This window comes from Streptomyces sp. NPDC088810, assembly GCF_044750305.1.
Lineage (GTDB): Bacteria > Actinomycetota > Actinomycetes > Streptomycetales > Streptomycetaceae > Streptomyces.
This window is the reverse complement of sequence record NZ_JBIVJQ010000007.1, coordinates 390,856-410,788: the sequence shown is the minus strand read 5'-3', so window position 1 is coordinate 410,788 and position 19,933 is coordinate 390,856. Positions and strand designations below refer to the sequence as shown.

Sequence of the window (19,933 nt, the reverse complement as noted above, 5' to 3'; positions counted from 1 at the left end):
GTTGATTTTTGGCACGCTGTTGAGTTCTCAAGGAACGGTCGCTTCCTTTGTACTCACCCTCTCGGGCTTTCCTCCGGGCGCTTCCCTTCGGTCTTACGTTTCCGACTCTATCAGATCTTTTCTCGATCCGATTTCCTCGGTGCTTTCCAGGTTCCCGCTCTCGCGTTTCCCTTTCCGGCGGTTCCGACTCTATCAGATCCTTTCGGCGTCTGACTCCCAGTCAGGGGGGCTTGTCTTCCCGGCCGTTGGGCCGTTCCGACGTCTCAAACCTTAGCGGATCCGCCCGGCGATTCCCAATCGGGCCGCCGAGCCCCTATTCGAATTGAATTCGGGCACGCCGAAATCAACCCGGAGGGAAGATCGTGCTGAAGGTGTGAGGGGTGCCGCTCGAGGCGGCTGAGGTGCTGTCGAAGAACCGTTACGGCTCCGCGGCAACCCGAAGAACTCTACGGATCGGACAAGGCGGTGTCAACCGCCGCTGTCAAGATCTTTAATCGAGGTCGCTGAGCCGGCCGCCGGCGTCCGGCTGGGCATGCTCGACCCGGCGCAGGAGCCTGGTCAGGACCTCGCCGAGCACCGCGCGCTCGACGGGGGTGAGGTCCTGGAGCAGGTCCTCCTCGAAGACCGTCGCCAGGCGCATCGCCTCCAGCCACTTCTCGCGGCCCTCGGGGGTCAGCTCCACGATCACCCGGACGCGGTTGGACTCGTCACGCTCGCGGGTGACCAGTCCCTCGGCGACCATGCGGTCGATCCGGTGCGTCATCGCGGCCGGCGTGAGGCCGAGCCGCTTCGCCAGGTCGCTGGGGCCCATGCGGTACGGGGCGCCGGAGAGGACCAGGGCCTTGAGGACCTCCCACTCGGCGTTGCTGATGCCGAGGGCGGCGGTCTGGCGGCCGTAGGCGACGTTCATGCGGCGGTTGAGCCGGGACAGGGCCGACACGATCTTCTCGACCTGGGGGTCGAGGTCCTGGAACTCGCGCTGGTATGCGGCGATCTGTTCTTCGAGCGTCGGCTCGGTGACGCCGGGGGTGTCGGCCATGAGCGCAGTATCGCACGATACGCCTTTGCCTTGAAGTCCTTGAGTGTGTACTCTTTAGCTTCGAACTTTAGCTTCGAAGTCTTCAGGTCTAACTAGTGAGAGAGGTGAACGTGACCAGGGCGATGGGCGCAGCGATGCGCCGGATCCACGTGGGCAACGCACTCAGCGCGTTCGGGCTCGGCTTCACCGTCCCCTACCTGTACGTCTATGTGGCGCAGGTCAGGGGCCTGGGAGCCATGACGGCGGGACTCGTGCTCGCCGTCTTCGCCGTGGCCGCGCTGATCGTGCTGCCGTTCGCCGGCCGGGCGATCGTGCGGCGCGGCCCGCTGCCGGTCCTGCTCGCCGCCCTGGTGACCGCCGCTCTGGGCGCGCTCAGCCTCGGTCTGGCGGGCGGTGCCGGGGCCGTGCTGCTGTCCGCGGCGGCGCTCGGCGCCGGCCAGGCCGTGATGCAGCCGGCGCTGGCGACGATGATCGTGGACTGCTCCTCGGCGGACACGCGCTCGCGCGCGTTCGCGATGCAGTTCTTCCTGCAGAACCTGGGGCTGGGCGTCGGCGGACTCATAGGCGGTCACCTCGTCGACACCACGCGCGTGTCCTCCTTCACGCTGCTGTTCGCGATCGAGGCGGCGATGTTCCTGCTGCTGGTCGGCGTGCTGGCGACCGTGCGGATGCCGCATTCGCCGCGCATGGAGGACGCTCCCGGGCGGTCGGCGAAGGGCAGCTGGAAGCAGCTGCTCGGGAACCGGGCGATGGTGCAGCTGTGCGTGCTGGGCTTCGTGCTCTTCTTCGCCTGCTACGGACAGTTCGAGTCGGGGCTGAGCGCGTACGGCGTGGAGGCGGCCGGGATATCCACGTCCGCGCTGGGGACGGCGCTGGCCGCGAACACGCTGATGATCGTGGTCGCCCAGTTCGCCGTGCTGAAGCTCGTGGAGCGGCGCCGCCGGTCCCGGGTCATCGCCGTGGTCGGGCTGATCTGGTCGGTGGCCTGGCTGGCCGCGGGGTACGCGGGGCTGGGGCACGGCAGCCAGGAGATGGCGACGGCCGCGTTCGTGTCGACGTACGCGCTGTTCGGGCTCGGTGAGGCGATGCTCTCGCCGACGGTCGCGCCGCTGGTCGCCGATCTGGCGCCGGAGGGCATGGCCGGGCAGTACAACTCGGCGTTCGCGCTGGTCAAGCAGCTGGCGCTGGCCGTGGGGCCGGCGGTGGGCGGTCCGCTCGGGGCCGCGCTGCACGGGCCGTACATCGTGACCTTCCTGCTGTTCTCGCTGGGGATCACCGTCCTGGCGCTGCGGCTGGGCCGGCAGCTCACCGCCGTACAGGACCGGCCGTGGCTGGCGCGTGGGACCCGGGTGGTCCGGCGGGGCGGTGCGTCCGCGGAGCACGGCGCTCCGCTGGTCGAGCCGCGCTAGGCAGCCCCGCGCCCCGTCGGGGTGCTCAGCGGGTCGCCGTGACCAGGAGCGCCGTGAACGGAAGCGTTGCCGTGCCGTCGTCCGCGAGGTGCTCGGCCAGCTGCTCGCGGACCAGGGCGGCGGCCCGGCTCAGGGCCTCCTCGCCGCCGGCCTGCCTGAGCAGGCCGCCCCAGAGGGCGGACAGGTGGCCGTGGGCGTACGCGTCCAGTGCAGGCAGCGCGATGTCGAAGGTGATCTCGCGATGGGTGGTGCCGGTGTAGCCGGCCGCGCGCAGGCCGGTGGTGAGCTGCTCGGCGGTGACGGCGAAGGCCCGCGCGAAGTAGCGGAGCGCGTCGGGACCGCCGTACTCGTGGACGGCTCGCTGCTGGGCGAGGAAGTAGGGCTGGCGGTCGACGGGGGCCCAGACGGTCGCCGCGAAGCGGCCCTCGGGGCGGGTGACGCGGGCGGCCTCGGCGAGGCCGGCGTCGAGGCCGGGGAAGAACTGGGCGCCCTGCTGACAGACGACGGCGTCGAAGGTGGCGGTGCCGTACGGCAGGTGGTCGGCGGGGGCCACCGTGAACTCGATGTCCGGGTACAGGCGGGGGTGCCGGTCCCGGGCCACCCGGATCATCCCGGCGTCCTTGTCGGCGCCGTGGACCCGGCCGGTGGGGCCGACCAGGGCGGCCGCCGCGCGGGCGGCGAAGCCCGTGCCGCAGGCGAGGTCCAGGACAGTGGCTCCGGGGCGCAGGTCCGCGGCGTCCAGCAGCTCGCCGACGAACGGCGCCATGATCGGCGTGGAGTAGGTGTCGTAGCGCTCTGGCCCGTCGGGTGCGCCGTTCCGCGCGCCGGATCCGTCTGTCATGGTCAGCTTCTAGCACCGGGCGCGCGTGTCGCCGGACTGCCGCGCTGTCCGGGACGGCTGCGGGTCAGTGTTTTGCCTTCGGCAGGACGAACTCGCACCAGACCGCCTTGCCGCCGCCGGGGGTGCGGCGGCAGCCCCAGTTCGAGGCGATCGTCGCCACGATCGCGATGCCCCGGCCCGACTCGTCGCCGGGTTCGGCGCGGCGCCGCCTCGGCAGGTGGTCGTCGCCGTCGGTGACCTCGACGATGAGGCGGCGGTCGGTGCGGCGGAGCCGGAGCCGCATGGGCGGGGTGCCGTGCTGGAGGCTGTTGGCGACGAGTTCGCTGGTGGCGAGGACGCCGAGGTCGTGCAGTTCGGCGGGGAAACGCCAGCTGGTGAGGACGCCGGAGGCGAAGGCACGCGCGCGAGGGGCCGCTTCGACGCCGCCGAGGAGTTCGAGGGCCGCGTTGCGGAAGAGGTCGCCGTCGGGGCCCGTACGCGCGGGGTGCTGGAGGACGAGGACGGCCACGTCGTCGTCGTGGTCGGCGGTGACGCCGGCCGAGCGGACCAGGCGGTCGCAGACGACCTGCGGGGTGCCGGTGGCGCCGGCGAGGGCGCCTTCGAGCGCGGCGATGCCCTCGTCCAGGTCCTCGTCGCGGCGTTCGACCAGGCCGTCGGTGTAGAGGACGGCGGTGGCGCCGGGGCCGAGGGCGATGGAGCCGGAGGCGTGGATCCAGCCGCCGGTGCCCAGCGGCGGGCCGGTGGGTTCGTCGGCGCGGGAGACCGCGCCGTTCTCGTCGCGCACCAGGATCGGCAGGTGGCCGGCGGACGCGTAGACCAGGCGGCCCTCGTTGGGGTCGTGCACGGCGTAGACGCAGGTGGCGATCTGGTTGGCGTCGATCTCGGCGGCGAGGCCGTCGAGGAGCTGGAGCACCTCGTGCGGGGGCAGGTCGAGGCGGGCGTAGGCGCGGACGGCGGTGCGCAGCTGGCCCATGACGGCGGCGGCACGCACCCCGCGGCCCATGACGTCGCCGATGACGAGGGCGGTGCGGCCGCCGCCGAGGGTGATCACGTCGTACCAGTCGCCGCCGACCGCGGCTTCGGTGCCGCCGGGCTGGTAGGTGGCGGCGATGCGCAGGTCGTCGGGCTGTTCGAGTTCCTGGGGGAGCAGGGAGCGCTGGAGGGTGACGGCGGTCTCGCGCTGGCGGCGCTCGCTGGCGCGCAGGCGTTCGGCGGCCTCGGCGTGGTCGGTGACGTCCGTGGCGAAGACGAGGACGCCTGCGTCGCGGTCGCCGTCCTCGGCGACGGGGGTGCAGGTGAAGGTGTACGAGCGGCCGTCGACGGCCTTGCGGGACTTCAGGGTGCGGGGCTTGCCGCTGCGCAGCACCTGGTCGAGCAGCGGGAGCAGGCCGAGTTCGACGAGTTCGGGCAGGGCCTCGCGGGCGGGGACGCAGGTGGGGCGGGCGCCGAAGGCCGCCGTGTAGGCGTCGTTGACGTAGGAGATCCGGTGGTCGGGGCCGTGGACGAGGGCGACGAGGGCCGGGACGCGGTCCAGGACGTCCCGCGTGGGCAGTTCGTCGACGGCGGGCACCGGGGGTGTGCCGTCGGAGGACTGTGCAGCGCGGGCCGCGGGCACGGAGCCTTCCCCCCGCCGGTCCGGGGTGACCGCCGTCTCGGTCCGCGCGGCGGCGCGGCGCTGCGTTCCGGGGAGCCGGGCGCTCCAGCGCGTGAAGTTCACTTGGGGAAAGCCTCGTGGGTGCTAGGGCGGGTGGCCCGTCCGACGTCGTAGGGCAGTCTGGCAGGGAGCGGGCCGCGGCGGGCGACAACCGTCAGACGCCGGCGCGAGCCGTGGAGTTCCTGAGTCCGGTCAGGACGACCCCTTCGGGTCGTCGGAGGGGCTGTGAGGAGGCTTTCCACCGGCCGCGAGTTCGAACTCCGCTCGGGGATGTTCGAGTGAACCGAGCGAGACGATCTCCCGTTTGAAGAGCCCGGCGAGGGTCCATTCGGCGAGCACCCGGGCCTTGCGGTTGAAGGTGGGCACCCTGCTGAGGTGGTACACGCGGTGCATGAACCAGGCAGGGTAGCCCTTCAGCCGGCGTCCGTAGACCTGCGCGACGCCCTTGTGCAGGCCCAGGGAGGCGACCGAACCGACGTACTTGTGCGCGTACGTCTCCAGGGGCTCGCCGCGCAGGGAGTGGACGATGTTGTCGCCGAGGACCCTGGCCTGGCGGACCGCGTGCTGGGCGTTGGGGGCGGTCTCGGTGCCGGGTTCGGCGGCCGTGACGTCGGGTACGGCGGCGGCGTCGCCCGCGGCCCAGGCGTGCTCGGTGCCCTCGACGGTGAGCTGGGCGGTGCAGCGGAGCCGGCCGCGGTCGGTGCGGGGCAGGTCGGTGGCGGCGATCAGCGGGTGCGGTTTGACGCCGGCCGTCCACACGACCGTACGGGTCGGGAAGCGCTGGCCGTCGCTCAGCACGGCGACGCGGTCGGCGCAGGACTCCAGGCGGGTGTCGAGCAGCACCTGGATGTTGCGGCGGCGCAACTGGGTGACGGTGTAGCGGCCCATCTCGGGGCCGACCTCCGGGAGGATGCGGTCGGTGGCCTCCACGAGGATCCACTTCATGTCCTCGGGGCGGAGGTTGTGGTAGTAGCGCGCGGTGTAGCGGGCCATGTCCTCCAGTTCGCCGAGGGCCTCGACGCCCGCGTAGCCGCCGCCGACGAAGACGAAGGTGAGGGCGGCGTCGCGGATCGCGGGGTCGCGGGTGGAGGAGGCGATGTCCATCTGTTCGATGACGTGGTTGCGCAGGCCGATGGCCTCCTCGACGGTCTTGAAGCCGATGCCGTACTCGGCGAGGCCGGGGATGGGCAGGGTGCGGGCGACCGAGCCGGGGGCGAGCACGAGTTCGTCGTAGTCGAGGAGTTCGGCGGTGCCCTCCTCGGCGGTGGCGAGCGTGGTGACGGCGGCGGTGCGTACGGCGTGGTCGATGGAGGTCACCTCGCCGATGACGACGTGGCAGTGGTCCAGGACGCGGCGCAGCGGTACGACGACGTGGCGCGGGGAGATCGAGCCCGCGGCGGCCTCGGGGAGGAACGGCTGGTACGTCATGTAGGGGTCCGGGGTGACGACCGTGATCTCGACCTCGCCCCGTCTGAGCTCGGCCTTCAGTTTCCGCTGGAGGCGCAGGGCCGTGTACATCCCGACGTAGCCGCCGCCGACAACCAGAATGCGCGCACGTTCCTTCACCATCCCATGACGCACCCGGCGCTGGAGTTTGTCCACAGCCCCGGCAAATTGTGTGACCGGCGGCCGGGTGTGCGCAGGGCCGGCCGGGGTGGCGGCGCGGGACGAAAGGGGGCAGGTCAGCGGGGGCGGGCTACAGGGGGCGAAAGCCGGGAACAGGGACGTACCTGCCCCGTACTCCGATCGGGGGGCGCACTGTGCGGAACCTGCCCCTTCTGAATTGACTGTCTCTCAACTATGTTCGTGTGTCGACGGAGTGTAGGGAATGTGGTCGAACGGGTCCGCGACGGGCGGGTCCGGTCGGGACCGATGCCGGTTCCGCGCACTTCGCGTTCAGTGGCGGGGAGAGTCTCCGGGGGGAGACGTCATTACCGGGGGAAACACATGCATGTTCAGGAAACGCATTGGGCATCGGCAGCCGCCATCGCGCCCGGTGGGAAGGCGATGACCGCGGCGGGGGGCAACGGACGCGCGGACGTGGCGCGGACGACCCCGCTGCGGGTGGACGCACAGCGCAATCTGGAGCACGTGCTGCGTGCGGCGCGTGAGGTGTTCGGCGAGCTGGGGTACGGCGCGCCGATGGAGGACGTGGCGCGGCGCGCCCGGGTCGGGGTCGGCACGGTGTACCGGCGCTTTCCCAGCAAGGACGTGCTGGTCCGGCGGATCGCCGAGGAGGAGACGGCGCGGCTGACCGAGCAGGCGCGGACGGCGCTCGGGCAGGAGGACGAGCCGTGGTCGGCGCTGTCGCGGTTCCTGCGGACGTCCGTGGCGTCGGGGGCGGGGCGGTTGCTTCCGCCGCACGTGCTGAGGGTCGGGTCGACCGGGTCGGGTGACTCGGCCGCGCCGGCTGAGGAGGCTCGGGTGCCTCAGCAGCGGGTGCAGCCGGGGGGTGCCGAGCTGCGGCTCGTGGCGGAGGAGGCCGCGGTGGCGGCCGACGACGCCGGGGCCGGGGCGCTGCTCGATGTGGTCGGGCAGTTGGTGGAGCGGGCTCGGGCGGCGGGTCAGCTGCGGGCGGACGTGTCCGTGAGTGACGTGCTGCTCGTGATCGCCACGGCGGCGCCGTCGCTGCCGGACGCGGCGCAGCAGGCCGCGGCGTCGGCCCGGTTGCTGGACATCCTGCTGGAGGGGCTGCGGTCCCGACCGGCGTAGGTCGCGTCGCCACCCTTCGGCTTCACCGATCTCCGATTTCCCACCCGCACCCCCCGTGGAGCTCCCGCGGCCGGGTGCGGGTGGTTTTCGTGGGGCGGCCTCGCCGTGGGCGGCTGAGGGTGGTGCCGTGCGGCTATATCGGCGTGGGGCGCGGGCGGCCGCCTGCGCAGCGGCGCGCCGTCGGCGGGCGCGGGTGGTGTCGTGCGGCTGGCGCGGGTGGTGCCGTACGGCTGTCGCCACCGGGTGCGGGTGACCTCCTGCCAGGCGGACTCGCCGTCGGCCGGCGCGGGTGGTGCCGTGCGGCTGGCGCGGGTGGTGCCGTACGGCTGTCGCCGCCGGGTGCGGGTGACCTCCTGCCGGGCGGACTCGCCGTCGGCTGGCGCGGGTGGTGCCGTACGGCTGTCGCCACCGGGTGCGGGTGACCTCCTGCCAGGCGGACTCGCCGTCGGCGGGCGCGGGTGGTGCCGTACGGCTGTCGCCACCGGGTGCGGGTGACCTCCTGCCAGGCGGACTCGCCGTCGGCCGGCGCGGGTGGTGTCGCGCGGCTGGCGCGGGTGGTGCCGTACGGCTGTCGCCGCCGGGTGCGGGTGACCTCCTGCCAGGCGGGCTCGCCGTCGGCCGGCGCGGGCAGTGCAGTGCGGCTGGCGCGGGTGGTGCCGTACGGCTGTCGCCGCCGGGTGCGGGTGACCTCCTGCCAGGCGGGCTCGCCGTTGGCGGGCGCGGGCAGTGCCGTGCGGCTAGCGCGGGCGACGGGATCGGCCCCTGCGGGACCGACTCGCCGTCGGCGGGCGCAGATACTGCCGTACAGCTAGCGCCGGCGCCGGGGGTGACCCCTGCGGGACCGACTCGCCGTCGGCGGGCGCGGGTGCTGCCCTGCGGCTAGCGGGTCCTCTGCGGGACGGACCCATTCATCGCGATGCGGGTAGTGCCTCGCGGGGCGAATCCGCCATGGGCGGTTGCGGGCAGTGCCGGGTGCGGCCTGCGCCGTCGGGTGCGGGTGGCCCCCTGTCGGCCGGGCCCGCCGTTGGCGGCTACGGGGAGTGCCGTGGGGGCAAGTGGCCCCCTGCCGAGTGGACCCGCGCCGTTGTGCGGGTGGTCCTCTGGCCGGCGGGGCCGCCGTTCGAGGGGTGTTCGGGGTTGTGGGGGGAAGTCCGCTCGGATGAGTGGACGGGGTGGGCGGGAGGGGGGTCGGGGGGAGGGCGGTGTGGCACTCTGAGCCGGTGACGGGTTGGGCTGGGCCGGTGTCGGGGGCTGTCGGCGATGGGCGTTGACGACGGGGACGCGGAGACTTTGGGGCCGGCCTCAGCTCACGTACCGAAGCAGGGCGGGCGTCCGGTTTCCTCCGGTGGGGCCGGTGAGACGAGCGTGCCGGCGCAGCGTGAGGGGAGCGTACTGCCGCCGCCCCGGGAGATGCCGCCCGCCGACGGCGAGCTGATCGAGCGGATGCGGGCCGGCGACGACTCCGCCTACGAGGAGCTGTACCGGCGGCACGCCGACGCGGTACGGCGGTACGCGCGCACCTGCTGCCGGGACGGGCACACCGCCGACGACCTCACCGCCGAGGTGTTCGCGCGGATGCTCCAGGCCGTGCGGGGAGGGTCCGGGCCCCAGCACGCCGTACGGGCCTATCTGCTGACCTCCGTACGGCGCGTCGCCGCGCACTGGACCAGGTCCGCCCGGCGGGAGCAGCTCGTCGACGACTTCGCCCTCTTCGCCCAGCAGGCCGCCCGGATCCCGGCGGCGTCCGACGACGACACCCTCGGTCTCGGCGCCGACGTACGCGCCCTGCACGAGGCCGAACAGTCCCTGGCCATGCGGGCCTTCCGCTCGCTGCCCGAACGCTGGCAGGCCGTGCTGTGGCACACCGAGGTGGAGGACGAGTCCCCGAGCGAGGTGGCCGTCCTGTTCGGGCTGGACGCCAACGGCACCCGCGTGCTCGCCAGCCGCGCGCGCGAGGGGCTGAAGCAGGCTTATCTCCAGGCCCATGTCAGCGCCACCCTCACCCGTGACGAGGAGTGCGCCCGCTACGCCGATCAACTGGGCACCTACGCCCGCCGCAAGCTGCGCATCCGGGCCGAGCGGGGCCTGCGCAAGCACCTGGCGGAGTGCGCGCGGTGCCGGCTGGCAGCGGCGCAGATCGAGGAGGTCGCGAGCGGCATCCCCGGTGTCGTACCGGTCGCGGTCATCGGCTGGTTCGGCGCCGCCGGGTACGCCAAGGCGCTCGGGATCGTGGCCGGCAGCGGGGCGGCCGGGGCCGCCGCCGCGGCCACCGGCTCGTCCGGCGGCGCGGCCGGCGCGGGCGGGGCCGCGGCCTCCGAGGGGCTCGGCGCGCCGGTGAAGGCGGGCATCGCGGCCGGTGTGGTCGCGGTGGCCGCCACCGCGGTCGCCCTGGCCCTGGTGAACGACAGCCGTCCGGCGAAGGAGGTCGCCCGGCCGGCACCGTCCACGCCGGTCGTCCGGCCGCCCGCCGTACGGCCGCCGGTCGTACGACCCGAGACGCCCGTGCCCGCCTCGCCGGCCCACCGGCCCGCACCCCCGCCCTCGCGCGAGCCCCAGCCGGTGGTCGTCGCTCCGGAGCCGACCCCGACCCCGACGCCGACACCGCCCCCCACGCCCACACCGACCCCCACCCCGAAACCGAAGCCGAAGCCCAGGCCGACGCCCGCGCCGACTCCGCCACCGGCGCCGGCGCCGGCGCCGGCACCCGCCGTCTACGAGCTGAGCGAGCTGCGCTTCGACGCCACCGGCGACGGCACCCGGCCCGAGATCGTCCTGTCCGAGAGCAGCTGGGTGTGGCAGCGGTACGGCCTGTCGATCGGCGGCAAGCAGTACGCGCGCGGGGTCACCGTGGGCGGCGAGTCCTCCGTCACCATCGCCCTCTACCGGCAGTGCACCGCCTACGACGCCCTGGTGGGCGTGGACGACATGACGCTCGGCCTCGGCAAGGTCTCCTTCTCCGTCTACGCCGACGGGGTCCGGCTGTGGCAGTCGGGCATGGTCAAGGGCCGCGACCGGGCCGTCCCCGTCCATGTGGACCTCACCGGGCGCAGCACCGTACGGCTCGTGGTGGAACCGCACGGCCACGCCGCCGACGAGGCGGCGCCGGCGGACTGGGCCGAGTCCCGTTTCACCTGCCGGTAGCCGGCCCCTGGCCTTCCTCGACGGCCGCGGCCGTGGCGCCCAGCTCCCGCAGGACGTCCGCCACGCCGAGGGACGCGCCCCGGGCGCACTCGGCGGCGTAACGCTCGGACGTCAGGGCCGCGCGGGCACCGGCACGCACCCGGGCGGCCTCGCTGCGCTCCGGCTCGGGCCGGCTGAGTCCGTCGCGCCAGTGGTCCGCGGCGGCGAACAGCCGCAGCGCGCCGGGCAGATCGCCGAGCCGGGCCCGCAGACCGGCCGCCACGTCCACCAGACCGGCCGTGATCGACTCGGCGCACCGGTCGGCCACAGCCTGCCGCAGGGCGTCCGCCAGCACCGGCAGCCCGTGCGCCGGGCCCGCCTCGTCGGCCGCGAGCAGCGCCTCGACCATCCGCTGGGCCGCCGTGAACTGCGGGGGCGGGGTGCCGTCCCGCACCACCGTGCGGATCGCCTCGTACAGCTCGCGGGCGTGGGCCGGCTGCCCGTCGTGCAGGGCGATGTGGGCGCGCAGCAACAGCACGAAGGCCCGCGCCTCCGGCACCGCGTACCGGTCGGCGGCCGTGCCCGCCTCGGCCAGGGCGGCCAGTGCCGTCTCCCGGTCGCCGGAGCGGTAGGAGATCTCGGCGAGCCGGGCGAGCAGGAACGGCGACTCGGCGTACGCGCCCACCTCGTAGGCGAGCCGCAGCGCCTCCTCGTACTCGCCGCGCGCCTCCTCGTACCTGCCGCGCGCCATGGCCGCCTCGCCGGCCGCGCTGCACACCTGGGCCCGCATCCAGCGGTCGCCGACGTGCCGGCTGAGCGTCCGCAGCTCGGCCAGGTCCTCGTCCACGCCGCGCAGGTTGCCCGGTGAGTCGACGGTCACGTGGGCGCGGTACATCAGGGCGACCGCGAGCTCCCAGTCGCCGCCGTGACGGCGGGCGTTGACCACGGACGTCGTCATGTGCGGGCGGATGTCGGCCGGGCCGCCCAGGTAGTAGGCGGTCAACGGCCAGACGATGCCCGGGAGCCGGGCGGCCCGGGGACCACCGCGCTCGTAGTACGCCCGCACGCGCGCGAGGTACTCCCGGGCGCGCTCGTCGGCGGCGAGGTTCTCCGTGCCGGTCTCGGAGGTCAGGAACAGGTCGAGCATGCGCAGGTCCATCCGCAGCTCGTGCAGCGGATGGCCGGCCTCGCCGTCGGGGGCGTCGAGGAAGGCGCCGACCGGGTCGGCGGCATCCGCCCGTGCCATCGCCTCGCCGGCCGGCGCGCCCGCGGGCAGGGCGTCCAGGGCGACGCCCAGGCGCAGCACCAGCCGTACCCAGGCGACCGCCTCCTGGCGGTGGTTGCGCAGCCACCAGAACCAGCCGATGGCCAGGACGATGGCGCCCGCCTCCGCCTCGTCGCCGCCGCGCACCGCGCGGTCCAGGGCCGCGCGGACGTTGTCCAGCTCGGTCTCCAGGCGGGAGAACCAGGGGAGCTGGGCGCCCGACCGCAGCTGCGGCTCGGCCTCCTCCACGAGCGCCCGCACCCACGCGCGATGGCGCCGCTCGGCCGCCGCGCGCAGTCCGGGGACCTCGGCCGCGCGCTCGGTGGCGTACTCGTGGATGGTCTCCAGCATGCGGTAACGCATACCGGTGCCGGAGCCGGTGCCGTCCGGGTCGTGCGGGGCGGCGACCACGAGGGACTTGTCGACCAGCGCGCCGATCAGGTCCGCCACCGGGCCGGAGCACACGGCCTCGGCCGCCGCGAGGTCCCAGCCGCCGGCGAACACCGACACCTCGCGCAGGACCGTCCGCTCCCGCTCGTCCAGCAGCTCCCACGACCAGTCGACGACCGCGCGCAGGGTCTGCTGGCGGGGCAGGACCGTGCGGCTTCCGGAGGTGAGCAGGCGGAAGCGGTCGTCCAGGCGGTCGGCGATCTGCCGCGGGGTCAGCAGTCTGAGCCGGGCCGCGGCCAGCTCGATGGCCAGCGGCAGCCCGTCCAGGCGGCGGCAGATCTCCGCCACGGCCCCGGTGTCGGCGAGCACCGCGTCGGCGTCGGGACGGACGGCCTTCGCGCGCTCGGCGAAGAGGCGGTGCGCCTGCTCCGGGGCGAGGGGCTCGACCGGGCGCACCGACTCACCGGGGACGCCCAGGGGTTCACGGCTGGTCGCGAGGATCGTGAGCCCGGGGCAGCGGGTGAGGAGGGTCTCGGCGAGGGCGGCTGCCGCGCCGATGACGTGCTCGCAGTTGTCAAGGATCAGGAGTTGGCTGCGCGGTGCGCAGTACTCGATCAGCAGGGCCGTGGGGTCGGCCTGCGGGGTCGCCAGGTCGCCCGTCAGCAGCACGGTCTCGCGCAGACCGAGCGCGCTGACCACCGCGCCGGGCACCGCCTCCGGATGGTCGAGCGGGGCCAGCTCGACCAGCCAGGCCGAGGGGAGGGCGGCGGCGGCCTCCTCGGCGAGACGGGTCTTTCCCGAGCCCCCCGGTCCGGTGAGGGTGACCAGGCGGGCCCTGTGCACGTCCGAACGAATGGCCTCGAGTTCTGGTTCCCGCCCGACGAAGGACGTCAGGCGGGGCCGGAGGTTCCCGGTGCGCTCGGGGGGCTGGGCGGGAGTCCTGGGCTGGGGACGGGCCGTGCTGACCGGCGGGGCCGGGTGCTCCTGCTTCAGCAACGACGCGTGCAAGGCTCGGAGTTCCGGGCCGGGGTCGGTGCCGAGGGTGTCGGCGAGGGTGCGGCGGGCGGACTCGTAGGCGGCGAGGGCGTCGGCCGGGCGGCCGGTGTCGCGCAGGGCGCGGATGAGGAGGACGTGCAGCGGCTCGTCGTACGGGTGCGCGGCGGTCAGTTCGCGCAGCTCCGGTACGGCCTCCTGGGCACGGCCGAGGGCGAGCGCGGCGGCGGCGTGGGCGCGGGTCGCCTCCAGGCGCAGGGCGTCGGGGCGGGTGGCGGCGGTGCGGTCGGGGAGGTCGGCGAGGGCCGGGCCGTACCAGAGGGCGAGGGCCTCGGTGAGGGTGCGGTGGGCGGTGGCCGGGTCGCCGGCGGTGAGGGCCTGGGTGCCGGTGCGGGTGAGGCGTGCGAAGACGTGGAGGTCGACGTCGTCCTCGGTCGCTTCGAGGCGGTAGCCGCCCGGGGTGGAGGCGATGGTGTGCCGGCCGAGGGTACGGCGGAGACGGCCGACGAGGGCCTGGAGGGCGGCGGGGGCGTCCTGGGGCGGGTCGTCCGCCCAGATCTCGTCGACGAGGGTGTCGGGGGTGGTGGTGCGGCCGGGGCGGAGGGCGAGGGCGGCGAGGAGCGTGCGCAGGCGCTGGCCGCCGATGGGTAGGGGGGTGCCCTGGTCGTCTGCTGCTTGGGTTACGCCCAGGATTCTGTACCGCACCTGGTCATTGTGGCGGGGGGCCGGGAGCGGGGCACGGGGTTTCCGCGGCGGGGCGCCTTTGCGGTGCCCTCGCTGTGGCCGGCCGGGGGTGGGTTCCGCTCGCGGGTTCGCCACGCGGCTCACGGCGCTGCGGCGCCCCAGGAGTGCGGGGATCTGCGCGATCGGCCACCGCGCGCCCGCAGACGCACGACGGCATCGGCCCGCCCGGCACCCCCCGGCCGGACGGCTCACGCCCCCGGCGTCAGTGCGCTTCTCCTCGGCTGGATCCCCGAAGGGACCGCGCGGGAGCGGGTGGGCGTGCCCGTCCAGCAGGTGCCCCGGCGGGAGAGGAGGCGGCGGAGCCAGAGTTCGAGGGAGACGAGGTCGGCCAGTCCGTCCAGGGGGAGCGGCTCGCCGGCCGCGGCGGAGCGCACGGCCTTGCGGACGACGCGGGCCTCCACCAGGCCGGCGTCGGCGAGCAGGGGCGTGGCGAAGAGGTCCAGGAGGGGGTCGGCCGCGGCCCGCAGTCCCGCGCGCGCGGCGGCCGCCGTGGAGGCGTGGGAGGGGGCGCCCCAGCCGGCCGGGAGGTCGGTGACGCCGGCGCCCTCCAGGACCGTACGGAGGATCGCGGCGCGGGCGCCGGGCTGGACGCGCAGGGCCTCGGGGAGGTCGCGGCAGGCGCGGACGACCTGGTTGTCGAGGAACGGCGCGTGCAGGCGCTGGGAGCGGATCTCCGCGGCCTGTTCCAGCACGCGCAGGTCGGCGGCGTGCCGGGCGAGTGCCGCCCGCGCCCGGTAGTCGCCGGGGCGCTGCGCGCCGGTGCCGGAGCGGTCCGCCTCCGCCTGGAGCAGAACCGATACTTCAGCCAGCGCCTCACCCGTCAGCCACCGGGCGGCGGGCCCGGGTCTGGCCCAGGCCAGCGCGGCGAGGGACGCGCCGACCGCCCCCTTGGGTTCGTCGAAGCGGCGCCGCATCAGCCGTTCGGCCAGCACCTCCAGGCCCGCCCGGTAGGGGGTGCGGGCCAGCCGCCGGGCCGCGCTGTACACGCGCGCGGGGACCAGGACCGAGCCGTCGGCACGGGCGAGCGCCGCGACCGGCCGGACCAGGTGGCGCCGCCGGCGGTCGACCAGGAGGTCGGCGAGGCGGGCGGGGTGGGCGTCCAGGACCTGGCGGGCGCCGTGGCCGGTGAAGTGGTCGGCGCTGCCGGCGGCGAGCCGCGCGCGGTGCCGGGCCGCCACGACCAGGGAGGGGCCGGGCTCGTCGGTCAGGGGGCCGTCGAGGTCGGCGTACGGCAGGGTCTCCTCGGCGCCGGTGACCACCACGTGGTGCAGCCGGGGATTGGCGGCCAGCACCCCGGCGCGTTCGAGTTCGGCCTCGCGGCCGGTCACGGCCAGATCGTTGAACGTGACGGCGAGAAGGCGTTCGCCCGCGCCGGTGCCGTGGCCGAGGAGCGTGCCGGGTCTGCCGGGCAGCCCGGCGGCCAGCAGCGCGAGGGTGCCGGAGGCGGGCCCGCCGGACAGGTCGGCGCCGATGCCGGGGACGGGCATCCCGCGCGCGGCGCGCCGCTCGGCCGGGCCCATGCCGGGCACCGGTCCGGGGTCCAGGTCGGGCACGTGCCGGGGTGCCGCCAGCCGGGTGCGGACCGCCTCCACGAGGGCGTCCCGCACGGCGTCCACGGCGCGGTCGGGGTCGGCCGGGGGCGCGGCGACGGCGAGGGAGGCGACCGGCTCGTACCCGGCGATCTCGCGTGCCCCGGCGCGCAGCACCAGTGCGTGCCCCGGCGGAATCCGCCGTACGCCGTCGTACGGGGTGGTGTCGCGCAGCGCGGCGGGCACGTCCGGGGCGGCCAGCAGGGCGGCGAGGTGGGTGAAGTCGAGATTGGCCTCGACGAGGTCGGCGAGGGGCAGCGCTGCGGTGGCGTAGGCCGTGCCGCCGGCCCACGGGGTGTAGAACACCGGCCGGGCGCCCGCGAGATCGCCGCAGACGGTGATGCGGCGGCCGGCCTGGACGACGGCGGTGTAGCTGCCGGGCCAGGTGGTCAGATGGCGCACCGCGCCCCCGCGCGCGGTGAACAGGCCGCGCCGCAGCTCCTCGTCGGTGGCGCCGCAGATGCCGAGGACGGCGATGCGGTGCTGGGCGTCGGCGTGCACCACGCGCACCTCGTCCGGGCGCCAGTCGCCCACGGCCCACAGCGGATCCGGGTCGCCCCACAGGAGTTGGGAGCCGACCGGGTGCACGGTCTCGCCGTCGTAGCCGACGGCACCCGCGGAGCCGATCCCGGCGGCGCCCGCGGCGGTGCTGCTCCACCCCACCAACCACCGCATCGACGCCTCCACAGGCTGTGGACAACCAGTGCACGGTACGAACCGGTTCCCCATGCTGCCATGAAGGGCGCGCCGGAGAGGGGCGGCGGCACCGCCTTCGATCGAGGGAAGTTCCCCAGGCGGGCCAGGGAAGTTGAGGGTCGGACGACCCGTGCGGAAGGGTCCGGTCCGGACGGAGGCCGGGCGGCACGGCGCGAATGCGCCCCCAACGCGCTCCCCCAAACCGCCCTTCGCGCCGTCAAGTTGCGTGGTAGGAACGGCAATTCATCGCACCGGCAGGGGTCGATTTTCGGCCAAATAACTGGAGCGGCGCCGGAGGTGAGCACGCTCCGTACAGGCCTGCGCAGCACCCAGCCATGCGTACGCGCGCACGGTCCGGGAGGCGGGCATCGCCTCCCGGACCGGTCCGCCACCCGCGGGGATGAAGGTGGCGGTGTCCCCCAGCCCACTGGATCCAGTACAGCGGGCCGACCCACGCAGTAGCCATGGAACCGCTCCCCCGGTGGCCGGAGAAGAGCGCACGGACGGGCGCACGGCCACACGCGCGGGGGCACGCGGCGACCTTCCGTGCACGGTGCGTAGGGGGCCGCCCTTGCGTACCGACCACAATCCCGCCAACCGGAACAATGCCCCTTAACGCTTGGGATGCGGCGAACTACGCTGGGTTTACGAATGCCGCGTGGTTATGCCAGTACGGCAGCCGTCTGTGTCGAGGGGTGGCGCATGTCCAGGGAGCAACGCGGGCCGAACGAAAAACTCGGCGCCGTTCTCGCCCTCGCGGGAATCAGCAACGCGGGTCTCGCGCGTCGCGTCAACGACCTTGGCGCACAACGCGGGTTGACGCTTCGCTACGACAAGACGTCGGTGGCGCGCTGGGTGTCGAAGGGCATGGTGCCGCAGGGTGCGGCGCCGCATCTCATCGCCGCAGCCATCGGCCAGAAGCTGGGCCGGCCGGTGCCGCTCCACGAGATCGGCCTGGCGGACGCGGATCCCGCGCCCGAAGTCGGCCTCGCCTTCCCCCGGGACGTGGGGCAGGCGGTCAAGTCGGCGACCGAGCTGTACCGCCTCGACCTCGCCGGCCGCCGCGCCGGCTCCGGCGGCATCTGGCAGTCCCTGGCCGGGTCGTTCGCAGTGAGCGCATACGCAACGCCCGCCTCACGATGGCTGATAACCCCCGCCGACAGCTCGGTCGCGCGGGAGGCGGGCTCCGGCGAGGGCTCCGGCGCACCGATCAAAGTCGGCCACAGCGACGTGCAGAAGCTGCGGGAGGCCGCCGAGGACGCCCGGCGGTGGGACTCCAAGTACGGCGGCGGGGACTGGCGTTCGTCGATGGTGCCGGAGTGCCTGCGGGTGGAGGCGGCACCGCTGCTGCTCGGCTCCTACTCCGACGAGGTCGGCCGCGCCCTGTTCGGCGCCTCCGCGGAACTCACCCGGCTCGCCGGGTGGATGGCCTTCGACACCGGGCAACAGGAGGCCGCGCAGCGGTACTACATCCAGGCGCTGCGGCTCGCGCGCGCGGCGGCCGACGTCCCGCTGGGGGGCTATGTGCTGGCCTCCATGTCGTTGCAGGCGACGTACCGGGGCTTCGGGGACGAGGGCGTGGACCTCGCGCAGGCCGCGCTGGAGCGCAACCGGGGGCTGGCGACCGCCCGCACCATGAGCTTCTTCCGGCTGGTCGAGGCGCGGGCACACGCGCGTGCGGGCGACGCCCAGGCGGCGGGCACGGCGCTGAAGGCGGCCGAGAGCTGGCTGGAGCGGTCCCGTCCCGGCGACAACGACCCCTCGTGGCTCGGTTTCTACGGGTACGACCGGTTCGCCGCGGATGCCGCGGAGTGCTACCGGGACCTGAAGGCGCCCCGGCAGGTCCGGCGGTTCACCGAGCAGGCGCTGTCGAAGCCGACGGAGGAGTTCGTGCGGTCGCACGGGCTGCGGCTGGTCGTGTCCGCGGTGGCCGAGCTGGAGTCCGGCAATCTCGACGCGGCGTGCGAGCAGGGGGTGCGGGCGGTGGAGGTGGCCGGGCGGATCTCCTCGGCGCGCACCACCGAGTACGTGAAGGACCTGCTGCACCGGCTGGAGCCGTACGGGGACGAGCCGCGCGTGGTCGAGCTGCGGGAGCGGGCGCGGCCGCTGCTGATGGCTCCGGCGTAGGGAGGGACGCCTACGGGGGTGCCGGGCCCCTCCTCGGCGTTTGAAGCCGTTGTCAGTGGCGCAGTGCACTATCGGAGGCGGAGGTGGTGCAGGTGCGGGCCGGGGCGTACGACTGTGATGTGCTCGTGATCGGTGGGGGGATCGTCGGGCTGTCGACGGCGTATGCGATCACGCGGGCCGCGCCGGGGACGCGCGTGACCGTGCTGGAGAAGGAGCCCGGCCCGGCCCGGCACCAGACGGGGCGCAACAGCGGGGTCATCCACAGCGGGATCTACTACCGCCCGGGCTCGCTCAAGGCGCGGTACGCGGTGCGGGGCGCCGCCGAGATGGTGAAGTTCTGCGCCGAGTACGGCATCGCGCACGCCGTCACCGGCAAGCTGATCGTCGCCACCGAACGCGAGGAGCTGCCCCGGCTGCACGCGCTCGTGCAGCGGGGCCGCGAGAACGGCATCCCGGTGCGGGAGCTGGGGCCGGCCCAGATCGCCGAGTACGAGCCGGAGGTGCACGGTCTCGCCGCCATACACGTCGGTACGACCGGGGTGTGCGACTTCGTGGGCGTCGCCCGGCAGCTGGCGCGGGCCTCCGGGGCGGAGATCCGGTACGGCGCGAAGGTCGTGCGGGTGGACCGGCGCCCGGAGCGGGGCGTGGCCGTGCTCACCGCGAGCGGGGACGTCGTACGCGCGCGCGTGCTGGTGAACTGCGCCGGGCTGTACTGCGACGAGGTGGCCCGGCTGACCGGCGACGAGCCCGAGGTGCGGATCGTGCCGTTCCGCGGGGAGTACTACGAGCTGGCGCGGCCGGAGCTGGTGCGGGGACTGGTGTATCCGGTGCCGGACCCGGCGTTCCCGTTCCTCGGGGTGCATCTGACGCGCGGGATCGACGGAGGCGTGCACATCGGCCCGAACGCGGTGCCGGCGCTGGCCCGGGAGGGGTACGACTGGGGGGTCGTACGGCCCCGGGAGCTGGCCGGGACGGTGGCGTGGCCGGGATCGTGGGCGATCGCCCGGCGGCACTGGCGGTACGGGGCGGGTGAGCTGCACCGGTCGGTGTCCAAGGGAGCGTTCCTGCAGGCCGTGCGCAGACTGCTGCCCGCGGCGGAGGCCGGCGATCTGGTGCGGGCCCCGGCCGGGGTGCGGGCGCAGGCGGTGCTGCGGGACGGGACATTGGTGGACGACTTCCTGATCCGGGAGGGGGCGCGGGCGGTGCATGTGCTCAACGCCCCGTCCCCGGCGGCGACGGCGTCCCTGCCGATCGGGCGGGAGATCGGGCGCCGGGTGCTGGAGATGCTCGCGGCGGCCGGCTGAGCGGCCCGGCTGAGCGGGCAGCCGCGCGGGGCGCCGTAAAATCGGTCGTAC

The 19,933-nt window shown here is 74.6% G+C and carries 11 protein-coding genes; 5 read left to right on the top strand and 6 right to left on the bottom strand.

The genetic code is table 11. The features are described 5' to 3' along the window. Positions 1-490 precede the first annotated feature (490 nt). Positions 491-1,039, bottom strand: coding sequence for a MarR family winged helix-turn-helix transcriptional regulator (locus ACIP4Y_RS24275; protein ID WP_208033027.1), 549 nt, complete (start codon positions 1,037-1,039; stop codon positions 491-493). 110 nt (positions 1,040-1,149) lie between these two features. Between ACIP4Y_RS24275 and ACIP4Y_RS24270 the strand changes: the two genes are divergently transcribed. Further along, positions 1,150-2,448, top strand: a complete 1,299-nt coding sequence (locus ACIP4Y_RS24270; RefSeq protein ID WP_401397012.1) for an MFS transporter — start codon at positions 1,150-1,152, stop codon at positions 2,446-2,448. A gap of 25 nt (positions 2,449-2,473) precedes the next feature. Here ACIP4Y_RS24270 and ACIP4Y_RS24265 read toward each other — a convergent pair whose 3' ends face one another. From ACIP4Y_RS24265 to ACIP4Y_RS24255, 3 genes are all read right to left on the bottom strand, one after another. Further along, entirely contained in the window at positions 2,474-3,289 is an 816-nt protein-coding gene (locus tag ACIP4Y_RS24265) for a class I SAM-dependent methyltransferase (protein ID WP_401397009.1), read from the bottom strand. Positions 3,290-3,353: 64 nt separating this feature from the next. Beyond that, the gene (locus ACIP4Y_RS24260) at positions 3,354-5,006 is read right to left on the bottom strand and encodes a SpoIIE family protein phosphatase (RefSeq protein ID WP_401397006.1); all 1,653 of its coding nucleotides are present in this window, start codon (positions 5,004-5,006) and stop codon (positions 3,354-3,356) included. 129 nt (positions 5,007-5,135) lie between these two features. Beyond that, positions 5,136-6,512 carry an NAD(P)/FAD-dependent oxidoreductase gene (locus ACIP4Y_RS24255; protein WP_401397003.1) on the bottom strand — a complete coding sequence of 459 codons (1,377 nt, stop codon included), beginning with the start codon at positions 6,510-6,512 and terminating at the stop codon, positions 5,136-5,138. A gap of 378 nt (positions 6,513-6,890) precedes the next feature. On the opposite strand from ACIP4Y_RS24255, the gene ACIP4Y_RS24250 reads away from it, so the two are divergent. Both ACIP4Y_RS24250 and ACIP4Y_RS24245 read left to right on the top strand, forming a co-directional pair. Then, positions 6,891-7,655: a TetR/AcrR family transcriptional regulator gene (locus tag ACIP4Y_RS24250; RefSeq protein ID WP_401397000.1), complete on the top strand. Its 765-nt coding sequence runs from the start codon at positions 6,891-6,893 to the stop codon at positions 7,653-7,655. A 1,260-nt stretch (positions 7,656-8,915) separates the two neighbouring features. Continuing rightward, positions 8,916-10,796: a sigma-70 family RNA polymerase sigma factor gene (locus tag ACIP4Y_RS24245; RefSeq protein WP_401396997.1), complete on the top strand. Its 1,881-nt coding sequence runs from the start codon at positions 8,916-8,918 to the stop codon at positions 10,794-10,796. Here the strand turns inward: ACIP4Y_RS24245 and ACIP4Y_RS24240 are convergent. Next, complete coding sequence (locus ACIP4Y_RS24240) at positions 10,783-14,127, bottom strand: BTAD domain-containing putative transcriptional regulator (protein WP_401396994.1); 3,345 nt, start codon at positions 14,125-14,127, stop codon at positions 10,783-10,785. The two genes, ACIP4Y_RS24245 and ACIP4Y_RS24240, sit on opposite strands and share 14 nt — an antisense overlap. A 227-nt stretch (positions 14,128-14,354) precedes the next feature. Then, a complete protein-coding gene (locus tag ACIP4Y_RS24235) occupies positions 14,355-16,430 on the bottom strand; it encodes an asparagine synthase-related protein (protein ID WP_358641043.1) in 2,076 nt (691 codons plus the stop codon). Between the two features lie 723 nt (positions 16,431-17,153). Between ACIP4Y_RS24235 and ACIP4Y_RS24230 the strand changes: the two genes are divergently transcribed. Next, positions 17,154-18,578 carry an MFS transporter gene (locus tag ACIP4Y_RS24230; protein WP_401396991.1) on the top strand — a complete coding sequence of 475 codons (1,425 nt, stop codon included), beginning with the start codon at positions 17,154-17,156 and terminating at the stop codon, positions 18,576-18,578. An 83-nt stretch (positions 18,579-18,661) separates the two neighbouring features. Beyond that, positions 18,662-19,882 (top strand): L-2-hydroxyglutarate oxidase, encoded by a 1,221-nt coding sequence (lhgO, locus tag ACIP4Y_RS24225; RefSeq protein ID WP_401396988.1) that lies wholly within the window; start codon positions 18,662-18,664, stop codon positions 19,880-19,882. Positions 19,883-19,933: the final 51 nt, after the last annotated feature.